Raw genomic sequence first — 17,448 nt, 5'->3', positions numbered from 1 at the left:
CCGGTCGTTTTGTTTACTTCACGCCGATCGCCGTACTCTGTTTATCTTTAGCTTCAAAAATAACGAATCGTATTTTAATGTTTACGTTGAATTGTAAAGGAAGATTACTAAAGATCGAAGAGCCTGTGGTGATGGGGATCATCAATGCGACGCCGGACTCTTTTTTTTCGCCGAGCCGTCATGGCTCTGTTGACGCAATGCTGCGGCAGGCTGAAGATATGCTGAACGATGGTGCCGTAATGCTTGATATCGGTGGCCAGAGCACCCGGCCGGGCAGTGAGCCTGTGTCACAGGAAGAAGAACTCGGCCGCACGATAGAAGGGATCGCCGCCATTCACGAGCGTTTCCCCCAGGCCATACTGTCTATTGATACCTATTACGCTAAAGTTGCGCAGGAAGCTGTTGCCGCCGGAGCTTCGGTGGTAAATGATATCAGTGCCGGTTCACTGGATGAGGCGATGATCCCGGCCGTGGCTGGTCTGCAGGTGCCTTATGTGCTCATGCATATGAAAGGGACACCGCAGACCATGCAACAGGCGCCTGTCTACGAAAATATATCCCTTGAGGTACTGGATTTTTTTATAGAAAGGATCGCATTACTGAGAGCTGCTGGTATTAACGACATCATTCTTGATCCGGGTTTTGGCTTTGGAAAAACGATCCCGCACAATTTTGAACTGTTGCATCTCCTGAGAGCCTTGTCAATACCTGACATGCCGCTGCTGGTCGGGCTTTCAAGAAAGGGAACCGTTTACAAAACGCTTGGCATAACGGCGGAAGATGCACTCAATGGCACGACAGTACTGAACACAATAGCTCTTATGAATGGAGCGCATATACTTCGGGTACACGACGTGAAAGCTGCGAAGGAAGCCATCACCCTGGTCAGAGCAACGCATTACTAGTGAAGAAAAAACCTCCTGAACCGGCAATAACGGTATCCCGGATCGTGTTGGGATCAGGCGTAAAAGTTGTGGGATGGTTGTTTAAATGTTTAATGGTTTAAAAGTTTAAAGTTTTTGCTTTTGCTTCGGTCCCTCGCCTGATGTAATCAGGCTTGCCGGTATTCTGCAAACGGGTCATTATCACTTGTCCACTTACAAGTTTTTAAGAAGCGATATATTCTCCTTAGATACGACATTCTGGCACGCGAAGCCAGCTGATGTATTGCCTGATGATAGTCATTCAGGGTCAAACTTCGCGTGTTTTTGCAATGCTTGTTAGTCGTCGTTAGTCCGTCTCTTGGTCGTCCTTTGGCCGTCCAAAGTTTGACGGGATTTTAAGCAGTGAAAAATGGTGACAAGCTGACACGCTGAGGGCGATAAATCTTTTGAGCGACTGCCTGGGTTCCCTTCCCCCAACCTTTTTTCCTGATCCATCTTTTTGATCCCGGCGGCAACCTCATATGTCAAAACAAAAAAAGCACTCCCTTCGGCTTACGCTTACTACGAGTGCTTTCTGACTTGTTACATCAAGACGGTAGAACATCAGATGCCTTAATGTGTGTTCTTTAGGGGGTTCAAAGGAACTTGGACTACTATTTTAAGCAGAAAGAAGTACGGCGGACTTGGTTTGTAATTTTCGAAAGGGACGCCAATTGGAATCTTGGACTAAAAACGGGGCCATCACGTAAACCGTTAAATGAGAACCGTTCCGCCTGGTGAGCGGAACGGTACAAAGGTGCAACATTATTTTCATTTAACCCGCCATAACAGATTGATCTGGCTCAATTTCTTGTTATTGCTGAGGTTGGTCAGGTGCTGAGTCTGAGACTTTTGTGATTTCAACCTCGAACTTTAACGCTTCGTATGGTTTAAACGGAGAGCCTTGGGGAGGATTCTTGCCATATGCACGGAACCCCGCGATATAAATGGTTCCTTTATCGCCTTCTTTCATTCCTTTTAATCCATCCTGGAAGCCGGCGATCAGGGGTGTTACATACAGTTGTGGTGTAAATGAACTCGCCTGGAAAGAGCTGTCCGTATCGAAATGTTTACCATTATAGTTGATGGTAACAAATTTGCCGGAATCAGCCACCGGACCATTGCCCTGTCTGATCAGCTGAACGTAAGTACCGGGAGCAACCTGTTTAACTGTAATGTTTTTCGCTTTGAAATATGACTCGAGTGCACCAACCTGTTTTGCTTTCTCACCGGATTTCTCCAGTTCATCTTCTTCTTTACGGCGTGCTTCTTCCGCATCTTTCTGTTGTTTTGCCATTTGCTCAGCCTGCTCTTTTTGCTGACGCGGCATGTCTCTGTCCATTTCCGCCTTGAAATCAGCCTGGTAAGTGCTGTCATTACGGAAAACATCTACCACTCTGAAAGAGATAGTCAGACGGCTACCTTTCTTCATGTAAGGAGGAAGGGTTTCAGCAGTCGCCAGTCCTTTTTTGATGATAGAATCGATCAGGATCACCGTTACAGCGCTATCACCTTTTTTCAGCATGCCGAAGATCTCATTTGGTGTGTAGTCTGCATTTGACTCAGCCACTTTCTGGAAAGCGGGCATTTTGCCAAAGCTTGACATCAGAACGGAGTCATCGATCTTTTGTACATAATTTACTTTGATCCAATCGCCAACTTTGGCAACAGAATCTTTACCGCCCGAAGAAATGATCTTGTACAGCAAGCCGCTTTTCGTCTTCTTGTAATTCACATCGTTGCACGCCGAAAAAGCCAGGGCTGCAATCGCGATCCACAAATAATGGGTTCTTTTCATGTTTGAGTTATTGTAGTAGAGATTTGTTTTCTTTAATTGCCTGTTTGAATTTCTGAACGGTAACTTCGAGAGAGTCGCTGCTTCTGCCACCGGAAGCATTGTAATGTCCGCCGCCTTCGAAATAGGTGCGTGCAAAGGTATTGGTGTCGAAATCGCCTTTACTGCGGAAACTCCATTTGCGTTCCTCGTCCCTGTCGATGCACAACCCCACGAGCTTGATCCCCTGTATCGATTGGGGGAAGTTCACCAGTCCTTCCGTATCACCGGTTTTGATATAGTATTTCAACAGATCCGATTTCGGGATCGCGATCAGTGCTGTATTGTATTCATAGAAAACTTCCATACGGTTCAGCAATATATGTCCCGTAAAGCGCAATTTGTTTTCCAGAAAATTATCGAAGAGGTTCTCGTGTACTTTGGAATGCTCCAGGCCTTTGGATTTCAGGTCGGCAACCAGTTCATGAACCGATGCTTTCGCGGATGGAAAGCGAAAGGAGCCGGTATCTGATACTACCCCCGCATAGATGCACTCACCTATCCCTTCATCGATCATATCGCGGTAACCTGCGGCAACGATAAAGTCATAGATCATTTCGCAGGTAGAGCTTTTTTGTGTGTCGCTGATGCCAAAATTGAAGGAAAGGGAGTCTGGTTCCCGGTGGTGATCGATCAGGACTTTGGTGCACTGGATCGACTGAAGCTTAGGCGCCAGGTTCTTTGTCCGGTGAAAAATATTAAAATCCAGGCAGAACAACCAGTCCGCGGCATCAAGCGCGGCTTCTGCTTTTGGGCGGCCATTATAGTTCTCCCAGTCAAGCACTTCCCGGCATCCGGGCATCCAGTCGAGCCATTTCGCCCAGTTTGTAGGAGAAACGACTGTCACATGATGACCTAACTTCTTCAGAAACAATGCTAATGCCAAAGAAGATCCCATTGCATCCGCATCGGGCTTCTGGTGCATGGTGATAACAACTTTCCTCGGATTCACCAGCTCCGGGAATATTTCCTGTATTGGTTTCATAAAACGGTGGCGAAGATAGGAGTTTTGTTCGTTGTCCGTTGACCGTTCACCGCTGAGCGGTAGGACTACAGCCATTTGTTATGATTTTTTGAGGGGCAACCACTTATCGGACAACGGCGAACGGTCAACGGATAACGAATTACGAACATCCCTTTTCCCGAAACTTTCCCTACCTTCGCGGGCCAAAAGTTATACATCTTTATATGAGCAACAGAACATTTACCATGATCAAGCCGGATGCCTTTAAGAACGGTCATTCCGGTGCTATTATCGATCGTTTCATCAAAGAAGGATATCGTATAGTAGCGCTGAAACTCACAAAACTTTCTGCAGAGAAAGCTGGTGAATTTTATGCCGTGCACAAGGAAAGGCCTTTTTATGGTGAGCTGGTGGAATTTATGAGCAGCGGACCTATTTATGCAGCGATCCTGGAAAAGGATAATGCAGTTGCATCTTTCCGTGAGCTGATCGGCGCTACAAACCCGGCACAGGCTGCAGAAGGTACGATCCGCAAATTATATGCAACTTCACTCGGCGAGAACGCTGTACACGGAAGTGACAGTGATGAAAATGCGAAGATCGAAGGAAGTTTCTTCTTCAGCGGTCTGGAGCAGTTCTAAGTAAGCCAGTACACGCATTATAGAGAACGTTAATCGTTCAAAAGTTTAAAGGTTTAATTGTTTAAAAGTTTAAGGTTCGTCGGGAGCTAACTCCTTTGAACTATCAACTTTTAAACAATTAAACCTTTAAACTTTTATAACCGCTATCTCTATATGGTTTTGACAGTCTTGTTGGCCACCGGGCTGACCGTATATCCCGCTTTGCGCAGCAGATTGATCACCCCCTGCTCTCCCGGAAGATGCCCGGCTCCCACTGCAAATACGAATGAATGCCCGGGAAGAACCTGCTTCATTTTTTCGATCCAATTGCGGTTACGGTTGAACAACAAGATCTCAGAATACTCTGCAATTCCGGCTTCATCTTTCAGCATCAATGCCTCCAGTTTATGAAGATCCTGTTCCCGGTATGCATCCATCAGCCTGGTAAAATCCTGCGATGTGGAATCGCCATTTTTCGCCTGGTCAACATACGAAACCAATTGCTGCGCCTGCATTTTATAAGGGATGCCGTCCAGTACTTCTGCCTGGTAACTCATCGTTTCAAGGCCTTTAATTTTTTTGCTGTGTTTTTTTGCAACAGTCATGATCTCCTGCTCCATGGCCGTATGTTTATCACAAGGCAGATCCCCCTGCATCAGCAATGAAGACGCAAGGATCGGCTTGTATTTCTCCAATACGGAAAACGGCAACATCGTGCCTTCTTTTTCGAAATGAGCCCTCACTTTTGCATAGTCTTCCTTACTAAGCAAATCCTTTAAGGTTGTATCTCCTTTCATCTGCATTTTACTTAGTACGGAAAATGCCTCAAGCATATTGCTGAGATCAACCTCCAGGTAAACATTGTCAGCATTGGCGATCGCCGTAAGAAGGTTATCACTCAATACTGCATCATCTTTACACAATACGTGGATCGTACCAAACAGGTAAGATGGCTTTTCTAAACCATTGCCTGAAATTTTCCAGAGAAGGGTTTTTTCCTCCGCGGTACTATTCGCCTGCTTTGTTTTGCTTTTCTGCGCACAGCTGTTCAGCACCAGAAAAGTGAGCAATAAACCTGCACCAAGTCTTTTCATCAATTACTTTTTTTAAAGCTAAGAGTTTAAAGGAGGAAAAAGAGGAAAAGGTGCAAATATTTAGAAACCGATGTCGTTTAGTTAAGAGATCGTCCTACACTAGCTCGATGGCCGAGTGCCGCATTTGGAAGGAAGCTATTGCTGCCATCGAATGAACTTTCGGGAAAATCCCTGACTGAACGACATTGATTTAAAAAACCTGTTTTGACCCTATCCCTCTTTTGCTTCTTAGCTTACGATTGCTTCATCTCCATACATCTGATCCTTGAATTTCAGGGATGGAGATGCTAAAAATTTTCCTATGCCGAGAGCGTTCCATTTGGCGTCCACAGAGGCAATGGTCGCATCGTCCGCGACGATGATATTCGGCCAGTCGCGATGGAAGTCGTCAAGCTCTTTCGTTTTACGTGTGCCATCCAGTCCCATACAGGCGTTACCATCGTTCTGATACAGATGATAATCGCGCTTTGGATCAAGATTGTTACAGAAACGCCACAGGGCAACGGCGAGATCATTTGCATCTACTGTATGCTCTACATAGAGGATCATTTTGATCCCGCGCAGCGCTGTCAATGCCGCCACCTTCTCATGCAATTCACGGATATGTCCTTTCCGGTTCTTTTCGATGGATAATACCAGGCAGGGAATATCCCTGGCCAAGAGGCTGTCATTTACCTTTTTTATTTCGGGGAAATTGCTTTGTAGAGATGACGAAACAGATGCCACAGCAGGTTTCTCCCAGCGGAAACGTTCGTCCGTCTCTTCGTCAAATTTATGGGTACCATCTATACACATCTTTCCGCCGAATCCGAGTTTACTGCAACTATGGTCCAGCACATCCATCGGGCCCTGTGTAAAATAGATATCGGTAGCCGGGTTCAGGTTCCTGAACACGTATTTTGCCAGCTGCAGGTAATCGGTGATCGATGTTCCTTCGTCTGCGATCACCAGGATCTTGTTGAACATCATTTGCCCTGCACCCCACATCGCATTCATCACTTTTTGTCCCTGTCCTGCATATTCTTTTTGGATCTGCGTGATCACGAGGTTATGAAAAACGCCTTCTACGGGCATGTCCATGTTCATGATCTCCGGCACCATGGTCATTTTGATCGGCGCAAGGAAGATCCGTTCCGTAGCCTTACCCAGCCAGGCATCTTCCTGTGGAGGAATGCCGACGATCGTAGCCGGATAAACAGCTTTTTTCTTATGTGTAATGGCGGTGATATGAAATCTCGGGTACCAATCGGGTAATGAGTAATAACCGGTATGATCTCCAAATGGTCCTTCCCAGATCAGTTCATCCTGCGGATCCACATAGCCTTCTATTATAAAATCTGCATCTGCGGGTACTTCTATTTCCGGTTGGGTGATACATTTAACCAGCTCTACTTTTTTCTTGCGGAGAAATCCGGCGAGCATGTATTCATCCACATTTTCGGGAAGTGGTGCCGTGGCCGAATAGGCATAAGCAGGATCACCGCCAAGTGCGACGGCAACCGGCATACGCTTATTCAGTTTTTTATATTCCGAGAAATGTTTTGCGGAAACTTTGTGTTTGTGCCAGTGCATACCCGTGAGCTGCGGGCCGAATACCTGCATCCGGTACATACCTACGTTACGCGAATTTGTATTGGGATCTTTTGTATGAATGATGGGCAGGGTCACAAACGGACCGCCATCTTTAGGCCAGCAGGTGATCACCGGCAGTTTAGTGATATCGGGATTCACCAGTTCGACCACCTCCTGGCACTCTCCCCTTCCCTTTCTTACCTTCGGCATCCAGGATGCGAACTGTCCGAGTTTGGGAAGCAATTTAAGTTTATCAATAATACTTTCTTTGGGCGCTGCCAGCAGTTTAAAAAGGCCTTCAATTTCCTTCGCTACATCATCGAGATGGTCTACACCGAGGGCCATGCACATTCTTTTGTCACTGCCATATGCATTCATTAAAACGGGAAAATCATAGCCGGTATTTTCGAAGAGTATCGCTTTACCGCCGCCGGGTTCTTTGCTCATCCGGTCTGTGATCTCTGCTATCTCAAGTTTGGGGTCAACATAAGCTGAAATTCTAACCAATTCTCCAGCCTGCTCCAGTGCATCGATAAATGCCTGCTGATTCTTGTATGCCATAACTGCAAAGTTAGGAAAGGCTTTGTTATGGTTTTGGAAAGATTGAGGGTTTCGAATGCCGGACGAGATCGAAAATCCGGGAAGATCGAGCAGCCTTTATACTGATGTGCCGAAAAGGAACGCAATGATCGCAACGAAACATTTCGACGACTGTTTCCGCTGCGGCCGTTGCATGTCTATTTTCCGGAATACAAGAAATCCCTTATTGTTTAATAAACCTGCGGACAACGCACGCTCTTACTATTTCCCGAACCATTCCATGCATTGTTATTATTGATCCGCAAGGTCAGATGAAGTCCCGTGAAGTAATAAAAGTCTTTGTATTTGGAACCGCCGCGGGCTGCATTTTTACCCGGAGAAGTGGGTGCACCTCCCGGCAATTCATCACCACGGTAAGCAAGATCAACGGAGAGCTGGCTGCGATACGCAAGAAGATCTGCCGGGTCTGCATAGTTCCCGCTCACATCATCCAGGTGGTCTGTAAAAAGTACACGTAAACCTCCTTCGAGGCCAAGGTGCAGGTTATTGGTAATCGCGTATTTGACACCACCTCCAAACGGAATGGCCAGTTGTGTCAGTTTATATTCCCTGCCATATCCTGGGATCCCCTGCCCTTCCGTTCCAAGCGGCCTCAGATATACTTTCTGTGTGGAACCACTATAGGTATAAGGATTAAAGCGGTAAAGTGCAAGACCCGCGAATGCGTAGGGAGTGAACTTGTTATCGTAAAGATTAAGCAGGTAATACTGACCAACGAGGCTGAACTCAGTAATGGCTGTTTCAAAATTAAGATTACGTGCCTGCCTTACGGTATCATCGCTGAACCTGTCAGCACCGCCCACTCTCGCAAAAGTGAACCCGGCGCGCAACATGAAATTATCTGTGATCTCATAATTTCCGGTGATCCCGATGGCTCCATTGGTAACTTTCCTGGGAAAGATCTTATCGGTCAGGTCTCCGTTATAGGCCGCCAGTCCGCCGAACACGCCGAGATGGAACCGTTGCGCAAAGGTGAACTTACAGATCAGAACAAGGAAGATCAGCGAAAGGATTCTTTTCATGAAGCGTTTTTGAATGGGCAAAAGATAGCAAATTTAGGGCCGGTTACCGGTGATAACACAGGTCTTATCACAGGTAATATATGATGAACACTATTTCGCCATACCGGTGAAATTAATTCCGAGTCCGGGTTCGCCCGAATAGGATATTTTACCCGCGTCATAGCTGATACCGGTAGCAAGATCTTCGCTTAACAGCAAAGGTCCATCCATATCAACATAGTCGATGAACGGCAGCAGGTGCGCAATTGCCGCAGAGCCTATCGTGGATTCATTCATGCAGCCTACCATTACTTTCATGTCAAGTTGTTTCGCCTTATCGATCATCCGCAGCGCCGGTGTAATCCCGCTGCACTTTGTGAGTTTGATATTGATGCCATGGAAATGATCCCTGCATTTCTCTACGTCCTGCTCAAACACACAGGCTTCATCTGCAAAAAGAGGAAGTGGCGATTCTTTATAAAGCACCTTCATTCCTTCCCAGTTATCTTTTGCAAGCGGCTGTTCCACCAGCTCAACACCAAGATCTTTCAATGCGGGGATCAGGCGCAGAGCTGTTTCGAGATCCCATGCCGCATTCGCATCTACACGCAATACGGCAGATGTATTCTCTCTCAACGCCTTTACAATGGCAATATCATCTGCTGTACCGACCTTCACTTTATAAATAGGCCATGGCTTCTCTTTCATCTTTTCCACCATCTTATCTACGGTATCAATGCCAATAGTGTAATCTGTAATGGGATTACGACTGGTATCTCCTTTCCACAATTGATGAAGTGGTAATCCTTTTATCTTTCCAAACATATCCCATGCAGCGATGTCAAGTGCGCAGACAAGAAAAGGATTTTGCGGGAACAGATGATGCAGGTAGTGCCAGTATCTGTCTGGTTCTGTGAACGCAAACTTCTCTACAAAGATCTTCTTGCGCTGCAGATCCCCGATCATTTTTTCTACCGTGATATCGTAGTAAGTGATCGCCGGTGCTTCTCCATAACCCCTCACCCCAAAATGCTCCAGCTCCACGACAAGGGTGGGCTGGTGGGTTTTTGTGCCTTTTGAGATCGTAAACGGATGATGGAACGGAAGATCGTATGACCAGAAGTTACAACGCACGGGAAAGAGTTTAAGTGAGCGGCAAAGGTAAGGGAAGAGGCGGAAGGGGAAAAGGTTTGGGCGGTTCCAGAAGTTTCATAGGTTCCCAGGCATATTTTTAATCTCTTAAGTTGATCAGTTAAGATTAAAAGGGATAATAAACTCTACATGGTCATACGGAACAAATGTTTTCGCAGTCCATGCCGTTCATTAGCCTATGGAATCTATGAAACTTCTGGAACTCCCAGACCTCTCCTCCTACCCTCTCCCTGCATGCAACACATAATCCCTCAGTTCGGCATTGAACTCTTTTTCCTTCAGCAGATCTTCGAGAGACATATGCATCCGATAGCGCCAGTAATGTTTTGAGATCGCGGGATTGTTGATCCGTTCGTCCTGCGGATTTTCGCGGCGAAGCGTATCACTCATACCCAGGATGTCCTGCAGCTGAAAGATGCTCCACATCGCGGGAGAATAGAGATGCTGTAGTATGACAGCGCGGTTGATCCATGGCTCACAAAAGTATGGTGCCGCGCCCCATTGGCCCAATACCTGGTTATAAAAATGCTGTGTACGTTCATGATTTTCTTCCCACCATGCACGGATCGTGCTCATGTCGTGTGTTGAAGGGGTGATCACTGACAGGTATGGTGCATCTGCGGGAATAAAGAATTCCTTCATAGGATCTTTTGGCATCCGCTGGATCTCGAGGCTCAATATGCCCAGCTGATTCATTACCTCAGGTACTGAATGCGGCACCATGCCGAGATCTTCCCCGCAGATCAGCATATTCGTCGCTTCTTTCAGATGTGGAAGTTTCTGCATCGCTTCCTTCTTCCAGAAATCATCCTGCCTGCGATAGAAATAGTTGATATAAAGCTCGCGCAACTTATCCTGCACGTGTGGTATCAGGAACCGGAACGAAGATGTTTTTTCCATGGAAATACGGAAATGGAATTCCGTTCCCCTGGAACCCTCCTGTTTGAAGAGGATCACATTAGAGATCAGGTCGAACAGTCCTTTTTCCAGCGCGGCATTCTCTTCGGAAGTTTCCTTTGATGCAAAGTATGCCTGCACCTTACGTTGTGTGTCGAATTCCGGTTTCAGATCAAATCCGCCATGATCATTTGGCACAACGAATGACTCTTTAACCTTGTTATTCAGCTGCTGGAATGTTTCCCATAACACTTCTTCGTTGATGAATGGCTGGCAATAGCGCTGCTCATCAAGCCAGATCCCGTTCTCGCCAAACTCTACGTAATGAACGGGAAGACATGGGACGAAATGTCCCATTATTCCCTGCACTGCATTTGCCGGAATGGTCCAGATCCGGAAAAATCCAAGTATATGATCGATGCGGAATGCGTCGAAATAATTACTCATCTGCTCAAAGCGCTGCTTCCACCAGGCAAAGCCATCCTGCTGCATGCGTTTCCAGTTGTAGGTAGGAAACTCCCAGTTCTGCCCGATAGGTGTGAAATCATCCGGGGGAGCACCTGCCTGCGCCTCCATATTATACATTTCAGGAGCAACCCAGGCGTCACAACCATACCGGTAAATACCGATCGCAATATCTCCTTTCAGCACTACGCCTTTCTTATGTGCGTAGTCCGCCGCTTCTTTCAGTTGCAGGTGTAAATGATATTGCACGAAGCAATAGAAGAAGATATCTTTTTTTGCTGCGGATTTAGACGACAATAACTTGTCTATGTCTTTTGGATTGTAGACGCTGTGCGTTTTCCATTCTTCAAAATGCGATGTTTTGTATTTATCGCGGAAGTGGCAGAAGACCGCATAGGGTTTCAGCCAGTGCTGATTGGCATTGTAAAACTCCAGGTAGTCTTCGGAAGCGAGTACGTCCTTTCCAAGGTCTTCGTACAACTCACGCAGCGTAGCCAGTTTGAAACGCAACACTTCTTCATAATCAACTTCGGCTAATTCATTCAGCTGCTGCTGTTTTTTCTTCAGTGGAGTCAGCTTTGCCGCGCCTGCTTTTCCAGCTACTGCGGCAAGGTTGATATACAGGGGATGAAGGGCAAAAGCGGAGATCGCCGCATAAGGATAAGAATCCGTCCAGGTATTTGTAGCGATCGTATCGTTTACCGGCAACAACTGGATCAGCTTCAGTCTTGTTTCCTTAGCCCAGTCAACAAGCAGTTTGATATCGGCAAATTCCCCAACACCAAAGCTGTTCCTGCTTCTGAGGCTGAATACAGGAATGGCAACACCGGTTCCTTTCCATGTATTATTAACGGCATGAATGAATCCATCATGAATGACCGTCAATCTTTGCGGATCGAGGTTGTCGCCATGAAGGATCCTGTTATCACCGGATTCATATCCGCGGAAGGCTTTATCTTTTGTATGGTAGATCCCGTATTTGTAGGCCATCGGGAAATGATCACTGGAGAGATCAGCATACCCGATCCACCAATCGCCCTCTTTGCAAAGTTCAAAGGGCTTGTCTTCCGCCCAATTGCCCAGTGCTTCGCCGTTACCCATCACGCAGACCACTTCATTCTTTTGAAGAAGCGGTGCTTTTACCTTGAACAGGTGTGTATATTTCTTTGGAACTTTAGGCTTTGTTTTCGGATAATTATCCTTCAGAAGGACGTTCTGGAACGGAGCGGTGAAAAATGCATTCTCATATTCACCGGCATGATTCCAGATATCGATCAGGTGAACGGAATTCGTTTGCTTTGGTAGGCCGGAGATCATCCTGTCCTCCCCCCATTCTCCTATAAATTCCCCTTCTTTGCTCTTCAGATAATATTTGTAACGGATTCCGTCTTTTGCCCATTCTTTGCCGTCAATGCTGATATTGATCTGCCAGCTTTCGCTGTCAAGGTATTCCATCAACAATGCTTGCGCGGGATCATCATTGCCAAGAGCTGCGTGATTACCGCAGATAAACAGGCTTTCACCGAAGGTTGTATGAAATCGAAGTGTAAATTGAAGCTTCATTGCAATCGCTGGTTCTGTCTTTAATGCCATAGTCTTCGTGTCGTAAGAACACATTGTTTACGAAAGTATAATAAAACATGCAAGGTTCGCATATTTATTTGAAAGAATGCCCGGAAAAATACATGATCCGTGTTACTTTTCAGGCATTTACAGCCTTAAAGCGGTTCTTTTCTCAAAACCTGGGTTTTCCCGGGCTACCCTTCCGCAAGCGGGAAGACTGGTCCGATCCTTCCGCTGCTTAAGCGTGTCCGCAAAGTACGTAAACGAACCGCAAAAGAGTGCAGGGAAATGTGTACAGACTTCGGGATAGTCCTGAGCCGGTAAAATTGTAACGTTTGTTAATCAGGCCGCTAAGCGTGTCTAAGCTTTTTCAGGCTCGAAATTGCATTTGCTCTTTTAACGCCTGCGACTTATTTTTGCAGCGCCTTTGCCGTAAATGGCAGTAAACTAAACCCAAAAATTCATGGAACAGAAAAATAAGTATAAAGGAATCTGGTGGATGGTATTCTTTGCTTCAACAGCTGCTTTGATCGCTGCGATCATTGGCCATTGGGAATGGCTGACCCTGATCCTTCCTTTCCAGACTACTGCTTTTGTAAAGGCGATGGATATTATGTAGGACGCGAATTGGTGGCACGAATGTCCGCTGATTAAGGATCCAGCCCCTGACAGGTATTCAAGATATGTAAGAAGAAATTTCTGAAAATATAGAGTGACCCGTTTTGCCCTGAGCAGGACGGGTTTCTTTTTTACCGCGAATGGTAGCACGAATGGCCGCGGTTTTTCCTGGATGCAGCCTCCCTCTTTTGAAATAATGCATGGCGGATGCGCGTAATAAAAAAAAGGTAAGAAAGTGATTACCTTCTTACCCTTGCGCTGGCGCTTTTTGCCGTTCTGCGGATCTTCCACATATCGACTACTCCAAACTCTTTTTGCTTTTCTGCCGGAAGCTGGATGTAGTTCGCTACTGTTTCCTTTACTTCCTTTAATAAGGTTTTTAATACATCGGGATCCACCTGGACAATAGATGGCATTACATCATGTTGCATGTTGTTCATTTTTTTAAATGATTAATTGAAATCGCTGAGCTTACGGGAAAGAACACTAAGAATCGTTACAAAGAAAGTGTTAGATCAATCGCCTGATTGTAAGTACTGTACAATGCTCAGATTTTGACGCTGCAAAGGTAAGGCTGTTATAAATGACAAAGAATCCACTATTGAGTGAACTGTTCTTTTCACTGTGCGAATGGGGCATGAGCGGTCACGAACTATGACTATGTCCGTGTTGGCAGGGCGTTTGCAATTAAAAGGAAAACAACTCTGTCATGACTACTCCGGAAATTTCAGCAAGACTTGTGGAATTATGCGCCTCAGGCGATTTTGACACCGCGTTAAAAGAGCTTTATGCGGAAGATGCCATCAGCATCGAACCACAGGCTACGCCCGAATTTGCAAAAGAAACAAAGGGGCTTGATGCGCTCATCAAAAAAGGCGAAAAGTTCACTCACCTTACAGAAGAACTGCATAATGTAACGGTCTCCAACCCACTGGTGACCGGTAACATCATTGCCTTTGTGTTAACAATGGATATCACCATGAAAGGAAAGAAAAGGATGTCTATCGGTGAACTCTGTGTTTACCAGGTGAAAGATGGAAAGATAATTTCCGAGCAATTCTTTATGTAATGGTTGCTATCTGCTGTCATTGGTGAATGACATGGGGTAATCCGCTTTCACACGGCCTCTGCTGATCCGGTCCAGTTTGCCCGCAATGCGCTTTTGTTTTCGTTGCGGCAGATGATCGAGATACAGCACTCCATTTGTATGCTCGAATTCGTGCAGGATCATTCTTGCGGTAATGCCGCTGAATGTTCTCTTATGCGGTTGAAAATATTCATCGCGGTATTCGATGGTAATACTCCAGGGGCGCTCTATGCCGTATTGCAGACCTGGTATGCTCAGACAGGCTTCTTCACTGACCCACCTTCTCTCCGAATAAGCCGTGATCACTGCATTGATGAAAACAGCCTTTATGCCAATATTGTCTTCGAAATACACTGCCCTGCTCTCCGGGTTCATCTGGTTATATAGCAGTTTACTATCCACTAAAAAAAGCTGCACAGATTCCCCCACCTGCGGTGCCGCCAATCCGCAACCCGCCGCGCCATAAAGCGTGTCCCACATATCGGAGATAAGCGCTGCCGGAATGGTCTCCGGCGTCAATGGTTCACACACCGTACGCAAGATCTCATGACCATAAGAATAAATGGGTAATACCATTCTCTAATATAACGCGAAGAGGGCAAAGAGTAAAAAGTAAAAATCCAAAAGTAAGAAGTAAAAATAGCCGTTCAGAAGCCAACTGTTTATGTATTCAAAAACATCAGATCCGGAAAAGTAAAAAGCCTCCGGAAAGAGGCTTTTTACTTTTGAATTTTTACTTATTCCTTATTTCACTTCTTCGTAAGGAACATCCGTTACATCATCAGCTTTTCCTGCATTGTCGCCTGGCTGTCCCTGATCTGCGCCAGGTTGAGCGCCGCCACCTGCAGCATCCTGAGATTTGTAGATGTCTTCACTTGCAGCAGTCCATGCGGCATTCAATTCAGTCATTGATGAATCGATCGCTGCGATATCCTGTGCTTTGTGTGCTGTCTTCAGTTTTTCGAGAGCTGATTCGATCGCGCCTTTTTTATCAGCGGGGATCTTATCTCCAAACTCTTTCACTTGTTTTTCTGTTTGGAAAACAAGGCTGTCTGCCTGGTTCAGTTTCTCGATCTTTTCTTTTTCAGCTTTATCGCTTGCTTCGTTTGCTCTGGCTTCAGCTTTCATTTTTTCCACTTCGTCTTTGCTCAATCCGCTACCGGCTTCAATATGGATCTTCTGCTCTTTACCGGTTCCCTGGTCTTTTGCAGTAACGTGGAGGATCCCGTTCGCATCGATATCAAATGTTACTTCGATCTTCGGTACGCCTCTTGGTGCAGGCGGGATCTCATCGAGGTTGAACATGCCGAGGCTCTTGTTGTCTTTTGCCAGTGAGCGTTCGCCCTGGAGTACATGGATCTGTACGCCCGGCTGATTATCGCTCGCTGTAGAGAAAGTCTCCGATTTCTTGGTAGGAATGGTCGTATTGCTGTCGATCAAACGAGTCATTACACCACCCATTGTTTCGATACCAAGAGAAAGTGGTGTTACGTCAAGCAGTAACACGTCTTTTACTTCACCAGTCAGCACCGCACCCTGGATAGCGGCTCCGATCGCAACCACTTCATCCGGGTTTACGCCGCGGTTTGGTTTTTTACCAAAGAATTTCTCAACGATCTCCTGCACTTTAGGGATACGTGTTGAACCACCTACGAGGATCACTTCATCGATCTGTGAAGTAGATAAACCGGCATCTTTCAATGCAGCTTCGCAGGGTTTCAGGCAACGGGCAAACAGGGAGTCTGCGAGTTGCTCAAATTTAGCACGTGTCAGTTTTTTCACCAGGTGTTTAGGCACGCCATCCACAGCGGTGATATAAGGGAGGTTGATCTCTGTTTCGCTGGAAGAAGACAATTCCACTTTCGCTTTCTCAGAAGCTTCTTTCAAACGCTGCAACGCCATTGGGTCTTTGCGCAGATCGATCGCTTCTTCTTTTTTGAATTCATCAGCCAGCCAGTCCATGATCACTTTATCAAAGTCATCACCACCGAGGTGGGTATCACCATTGGTAGATTTTACTTCGAAAACGCCGTCACCCAGTTCGAGAACCGAGATATCGAATGTACCACCACCAAGGTCAAATACAGCGATCTTCTGATCGTGTTTGCCTTTGTCGAGGCCATATGCGAGAGCGGCTGCAGTTGGCTCGTTCACGATCCGGCGAACCGTCAGACCAGCGATCTCACCGGCTTCTTTGGTCGCCTGGCGCTGAGCATCGTTAAAGTATGCGGGAACGGTGATCACGGCTTCGGTAACATCCTGACCGAGGTAATCTTCCGCTGTTTTCTTCATTTTCTGAAGAACCATGGCAGAAATTTCCTGTGGAGTATACAGACGGCCGTCTATGTCAATCCGTACGGTATTATTGTCACCTTTTGCCACTTTATAGCTCCAGTGACTGATCTCTTCTGTCACCTCGCCAAACTGGCGGCCCATAAATCTCTTTACGGACGTGATGGTGTTTTGCGGGTTAGTGATCGCCTGGCGTTTTGCAGGGTCACCCACTTTTCTTTCTCCATTTTTCAGGAAAGCCACAACTGACGGGGTCGTACGGCGTCCCTCGTCGTTGGCGATTACTACCGGCTCATTGCCTTCCATTACTGCTACGCAGCTGTTGGTGGTACCTAAGTCGATTCCGATTATTTTTCCCATAATATAATTTTCTCCTTTTAATTGCCGGTCACTTTTGAGCTGACCAGACTGCATCTGTTTCTCAATCATTATGCCGCCGGCATGAAATGTGCAAAAATGTCAGGTGGAAATTGGGAAATAAGGGGCTGAGGGATAAGGGAGTACAGTTTAAGGCTGATTTTCAGGCTTTGGGCGGATGTGAGTATGGCTTTGATGCGCATAAAACTGTCAGAAAGGAGATTTTTACCCGGAAAGGATGGCAGAGGGATGGGCTGGCAGGTCAGTTTATAGTTTGCAATCGAGCACAGCCTTGGCGACCGGCAAATCAGCAACCTCACTCCCGGTCCCAATTGAATATGGTATCAGACAGTTCGATTATTGGTCAGCGTCGCAGTTGGCGCAATAGCCCACCGTTTTATCCGTGGGG

Annotated in this window: 14 protein-coding genes; 4 read left to right on the top strand and 10 right to left on the bottom strand. The window is 46.3% G+C overall.

From position 1 onward, the window contains the following. The first annotated feature begins 77 nt into the window (after positions 1 to 77). Complete coding sequence (gene folP, locus LZZ85_RS04845; RefSeq protein ID WP_237869026.1) at positions 78 to 905, top strand: dihydropteroate synthase; 828 nt, start codon at positions 78 to 80, stop codon at positions 903 to 905. An 832-nt stretch (positions 906 to 1,737) separates the two neighbouring features. Here folP and LZZ85_RS04840 read toward each other — a convergent pair. Then, positions 1,738 to 2,721, bottom strand: coding sequence for an FKBP-type peptidyl-prolyl cis-trans isomerase (locus tag LZZ85_RS04840; protein WP_237869024.1), 984 nt, complete (start codon positions 2,719 to 2,721; stop codon positions 1,738 to 1,740). Between the two features lie 7 nt (positions 2,722 to 2,728). Beyond that, on the bottom strand, positions 2,729 to 3,817 hold the full coding sequence (locus tag LZZ85_RS04835) for a DHH family phosphoesterase (protein WP_237869022.1): 1,089 nt from the start codon (positions 3,815 to 3,817) through the stop codon (positions 2,729 to 2,731). 128 nt (positions 3,818 to 3,945) lie between these two features. On the opposite strand from LZZ85_RS04835, the gene LZZ85_RS04830 reads away from it, so the two are divergent. Next, positions 3,946 to 4,362: a nucleoside-diphosphate kinase gene (locus tag LZZ85_RS04830; RefSeq protein ID WP_237869014.1), complete on the top strand. Its 417-nt coding sequence runs from the start codon at positions 3,946 to 3,948 to the stop codon at positions 4,360 to 4,362. A gap of 149 nt (positions 4,363 to 4,511) precedes the next feature. Here the strand turns inward: LZZ85_RS04830 and LZZ85_RS04825 are convergent, their stop codons facing one another. The 5 genes from LZZ85_RS04825 to LZZ85_RS04805 form a co-directional block, all read right to left on the bottom strand. Then, on the bottom strand, positions 4,512 to 5,435 hold the full coding sequence (locus LZZ85_RS04825; protein ID WP_237869012.1) for a TraB/GumN family protein: 924 nt from the start codon (positions 5,433 to 5,435) through the stop codon (positions 4,512 to 4,514). A 228-nt stretch (positions 5,436 to 5,663) separates the two neighbouring features. After that, positions 5,664 to 7,568 (bottom strand): menaquinone biosynthesis decarboxylase, encoded by a 1,905-nt coding sequence (locus LZZ85_RS04820; protein WP_237869010.1) that lies wholly within the window; start codon positions 7,566 to 7,568, stop codon positions 5,664 to 5,666. 209 nt (positions 7,569 to 7,777) lie between these two features. Beyond that, on the bottom strand, positions 7,778 to 8,629 hold the full coding sequence (locus LZZ85_RS04815) for a DUF6089 family protein (RefSeq protein ID WP_237869003.1): 852 nt from the start codon (positions 8,627 to 8,629) through the stop codon (positions 7,778 to 7,780). A 90-nt stretch (positions 8,630 to 8,719) separates the two neighbouring features. Further along, complete coding sequence (locus LZZ85_RS28625; protein ID WP_237869001.1) at positions 8,720 to 9,742, bottom strand: dipeptide epimerase; 1,023 nt, start codon at positions 9,740 to 9,742, stop codon at positions 8,720 to 8,722. 237 nt (positions 9,743 to 9,979) lie between these two features. After that, entirely contained in the window at positions 9,980 to 12,715 is a 2,736-nt protein-coding gene (locus LZZ85_RS04805) for a 4-alpha-glucanotransferase (protein ID WP_237868999.1), read from the bottom strand. A 433-nt stretch (positions 12,716 to 13,148) separates the two neighbouring features. On the opposite strand from LZZ85_RS04805, the gene LZZ85_RS04800 reads away from it, so the two are divergent. Beyond that, positions 13,149 to 13,304, top strand: coding sequence for a hypothetical protein (locus LZZ85_RS04800; protein WP_237868997.1), 156 nt, complete (start codon positions 13,149 to 13,151; stop codon positions 13,302 to 13,304). A 238-nt stretch (positions 13,305 to 13,542) separates the two neighbouring features. Here the strand turns inward: LZZ85_RS04800 and LZZ85_RS04795 are convergent, their stop codons facing one another. Next, on the bottom strand, positions 13,543 to 13,734 hold the full coding sequence (locus LZZ85_RS04795; protein ID WP_237868995.1) for a hypothetical protein: 192 nt from the start codon (positions 13,732 to 13,734) through the stop codon (positions 13,543 to 13,545). 278 nt (positions 13,735 to 14,012) lie between these two features. Between LZZ85_RS04795 and LZZ85_RS04790 the strand changes: the two genes are divergently transcribed. Further along, on the top strand, positions 14,013 to 14,372 hold the full coding sequence (locus LZZ85_RS04790; protein WP_237868993.1) for a nuclear transport factor 2 family protein: 360 nt from the start codon (positions 14,013 to 14,015) through the stop codon (positions 14,370 to 14,372). 6 nt (positions 14,373 to 14,378) lie between these two features. Here LZZ85_RS04790 and LZZ85_RS04785 read toward each other — a convergent pair whose 3' ends face one another. Further along, positions 14,379 to 14,966: a peptide deformylase gene (locus LZZ85_RS04785; RefSeq protein ID WP_237868991.1), complete on the bottom strand. Its 588-nt coding sequence runs from the start codon at positions 14,964 to 14,966 to the stop codon at positions 14,379 to 14,381. A 168-nt stretch (positions 14,967 to 15,134) separates the two neighbouring features. Further along, complete coding sequence (dnaK, locus tag LZZ85_RS04780; RefSeq protein ID WP_237868989.1) at positions 15,135 to 17,042, bottom strand: molecular chaperone DnaK; 1,908 nt, start codon at positions 17,040 to 17,042, stop codon at positions 15,135 to 15,137. Between the last annotated feature and the right edge of the window lie 406 nt (positions 17,043 to 17,448).

The organism is Terrimonas ginsenosidimutans (assembly GCF_022012415.1).
In the GTDB taxonomy this organism is placed as follows: domain Bacteria; phylum Bacteroidota; class Bacteroidia; order Chitinophagales; family Chitinophagaceae; genus Terrimonas_A; species Terrimonas_A ginsenosidimutans.
This window is presented reverse-complemented; position numbering and strand designations above follow the sequence as displayed.

Bases quoted from the DNA above. Each gene is read 5' to 3' on its own strand.
- LZZ85_RS04830 (WP_237869014.1), top strand. From the start codon at position 3,946: ATGAGCAACAGAACATTTACCATGATCAAGCCGGATGCCTTTAAGAAC.
- LZZ85_RS04820 (WP_237869010.1), bottom strand. From the start codon at position 7,568: ATGGCATACAAGAATCAGCAGGCATTTATCGATGCACTGGAGCAGGCT.
- LZZ85_RS04835 (WP_237869022.1), bottom strand. From the start codon at position 3,817: ATGGCTGTAGTCCTACCGCTCAGCGGTGAACGGTCAACGGACAACGAA.
- LZZ85_RS04785 (WP_237868991.1), bottom strand. From the start codon at position 14,966: ATGGTATTACCCATTTATTCTTATGGTCATGAGATCTTGCGTACGGTG.
- LZZ85_RS04800 (WP_237868997.1), top strand. From the start codon at position 13,149: ATGGAACAGAAAAATAAGTATAAAGGAATCTGGTGGATGGTATTCTTT.
- LZZ85_RS04795 (WP_237868995.1), bottom strand. From the start codon at position 13,734: ATGCAACATGATGTAATGCCATCTATTGTCCAGGTGGATCCCGATGTA.
- LZZ85_RS04790 (WP_237868993.1), top strand. From the start codon at position 14,013: ATGACTACTCCGGAAATTTCAGCAAGACTTGTGGAATTATGCGCCTCA.
- LZZ85_RS04815 (WP_237869003.1), bottom strand. From the start codon at position 8,629: ATGAAAAGAATCCTTTCGCTGATCTTCCTTGTTCTGATCTGTAAGTTC.
- folP (WP_237869026.1), top strand. From the start codon at position 78: ATGTTTACGTTGAATTGTAAAGGAAGATTACTAAAGATCGAAGAGCCT.
- dnaK (WP_237868989.1), bottom strand. From the start codon at position 17,042: ATGGGAAAAATAATCGGAATCGACTTAGGTACCACCAACAGCTGCGTA.
- LZZ85_RS04805 (WP_237868999.1), bottom strand. From the start codon at position 12,715: ATGGCATTAAAGACAGAACCAGCGATTGCAATGAAGCTTCAATTTACA.
- LZZ85_RS04840 (WP_237869024.1), bottom strand. From the start codon at position 2,721: ATGAAAAGAACCCATTATTTGTGGATCGCGATTGCAGCCCTGGCTTTT.
- LZZ85_RS04825 (WP_237869012.1), bottom strand. From the start codon at position 5,435: ATGAAAAGACTTGGTGCAGGTTTATTGCTCACTTTTCTGGTGCTGAAC.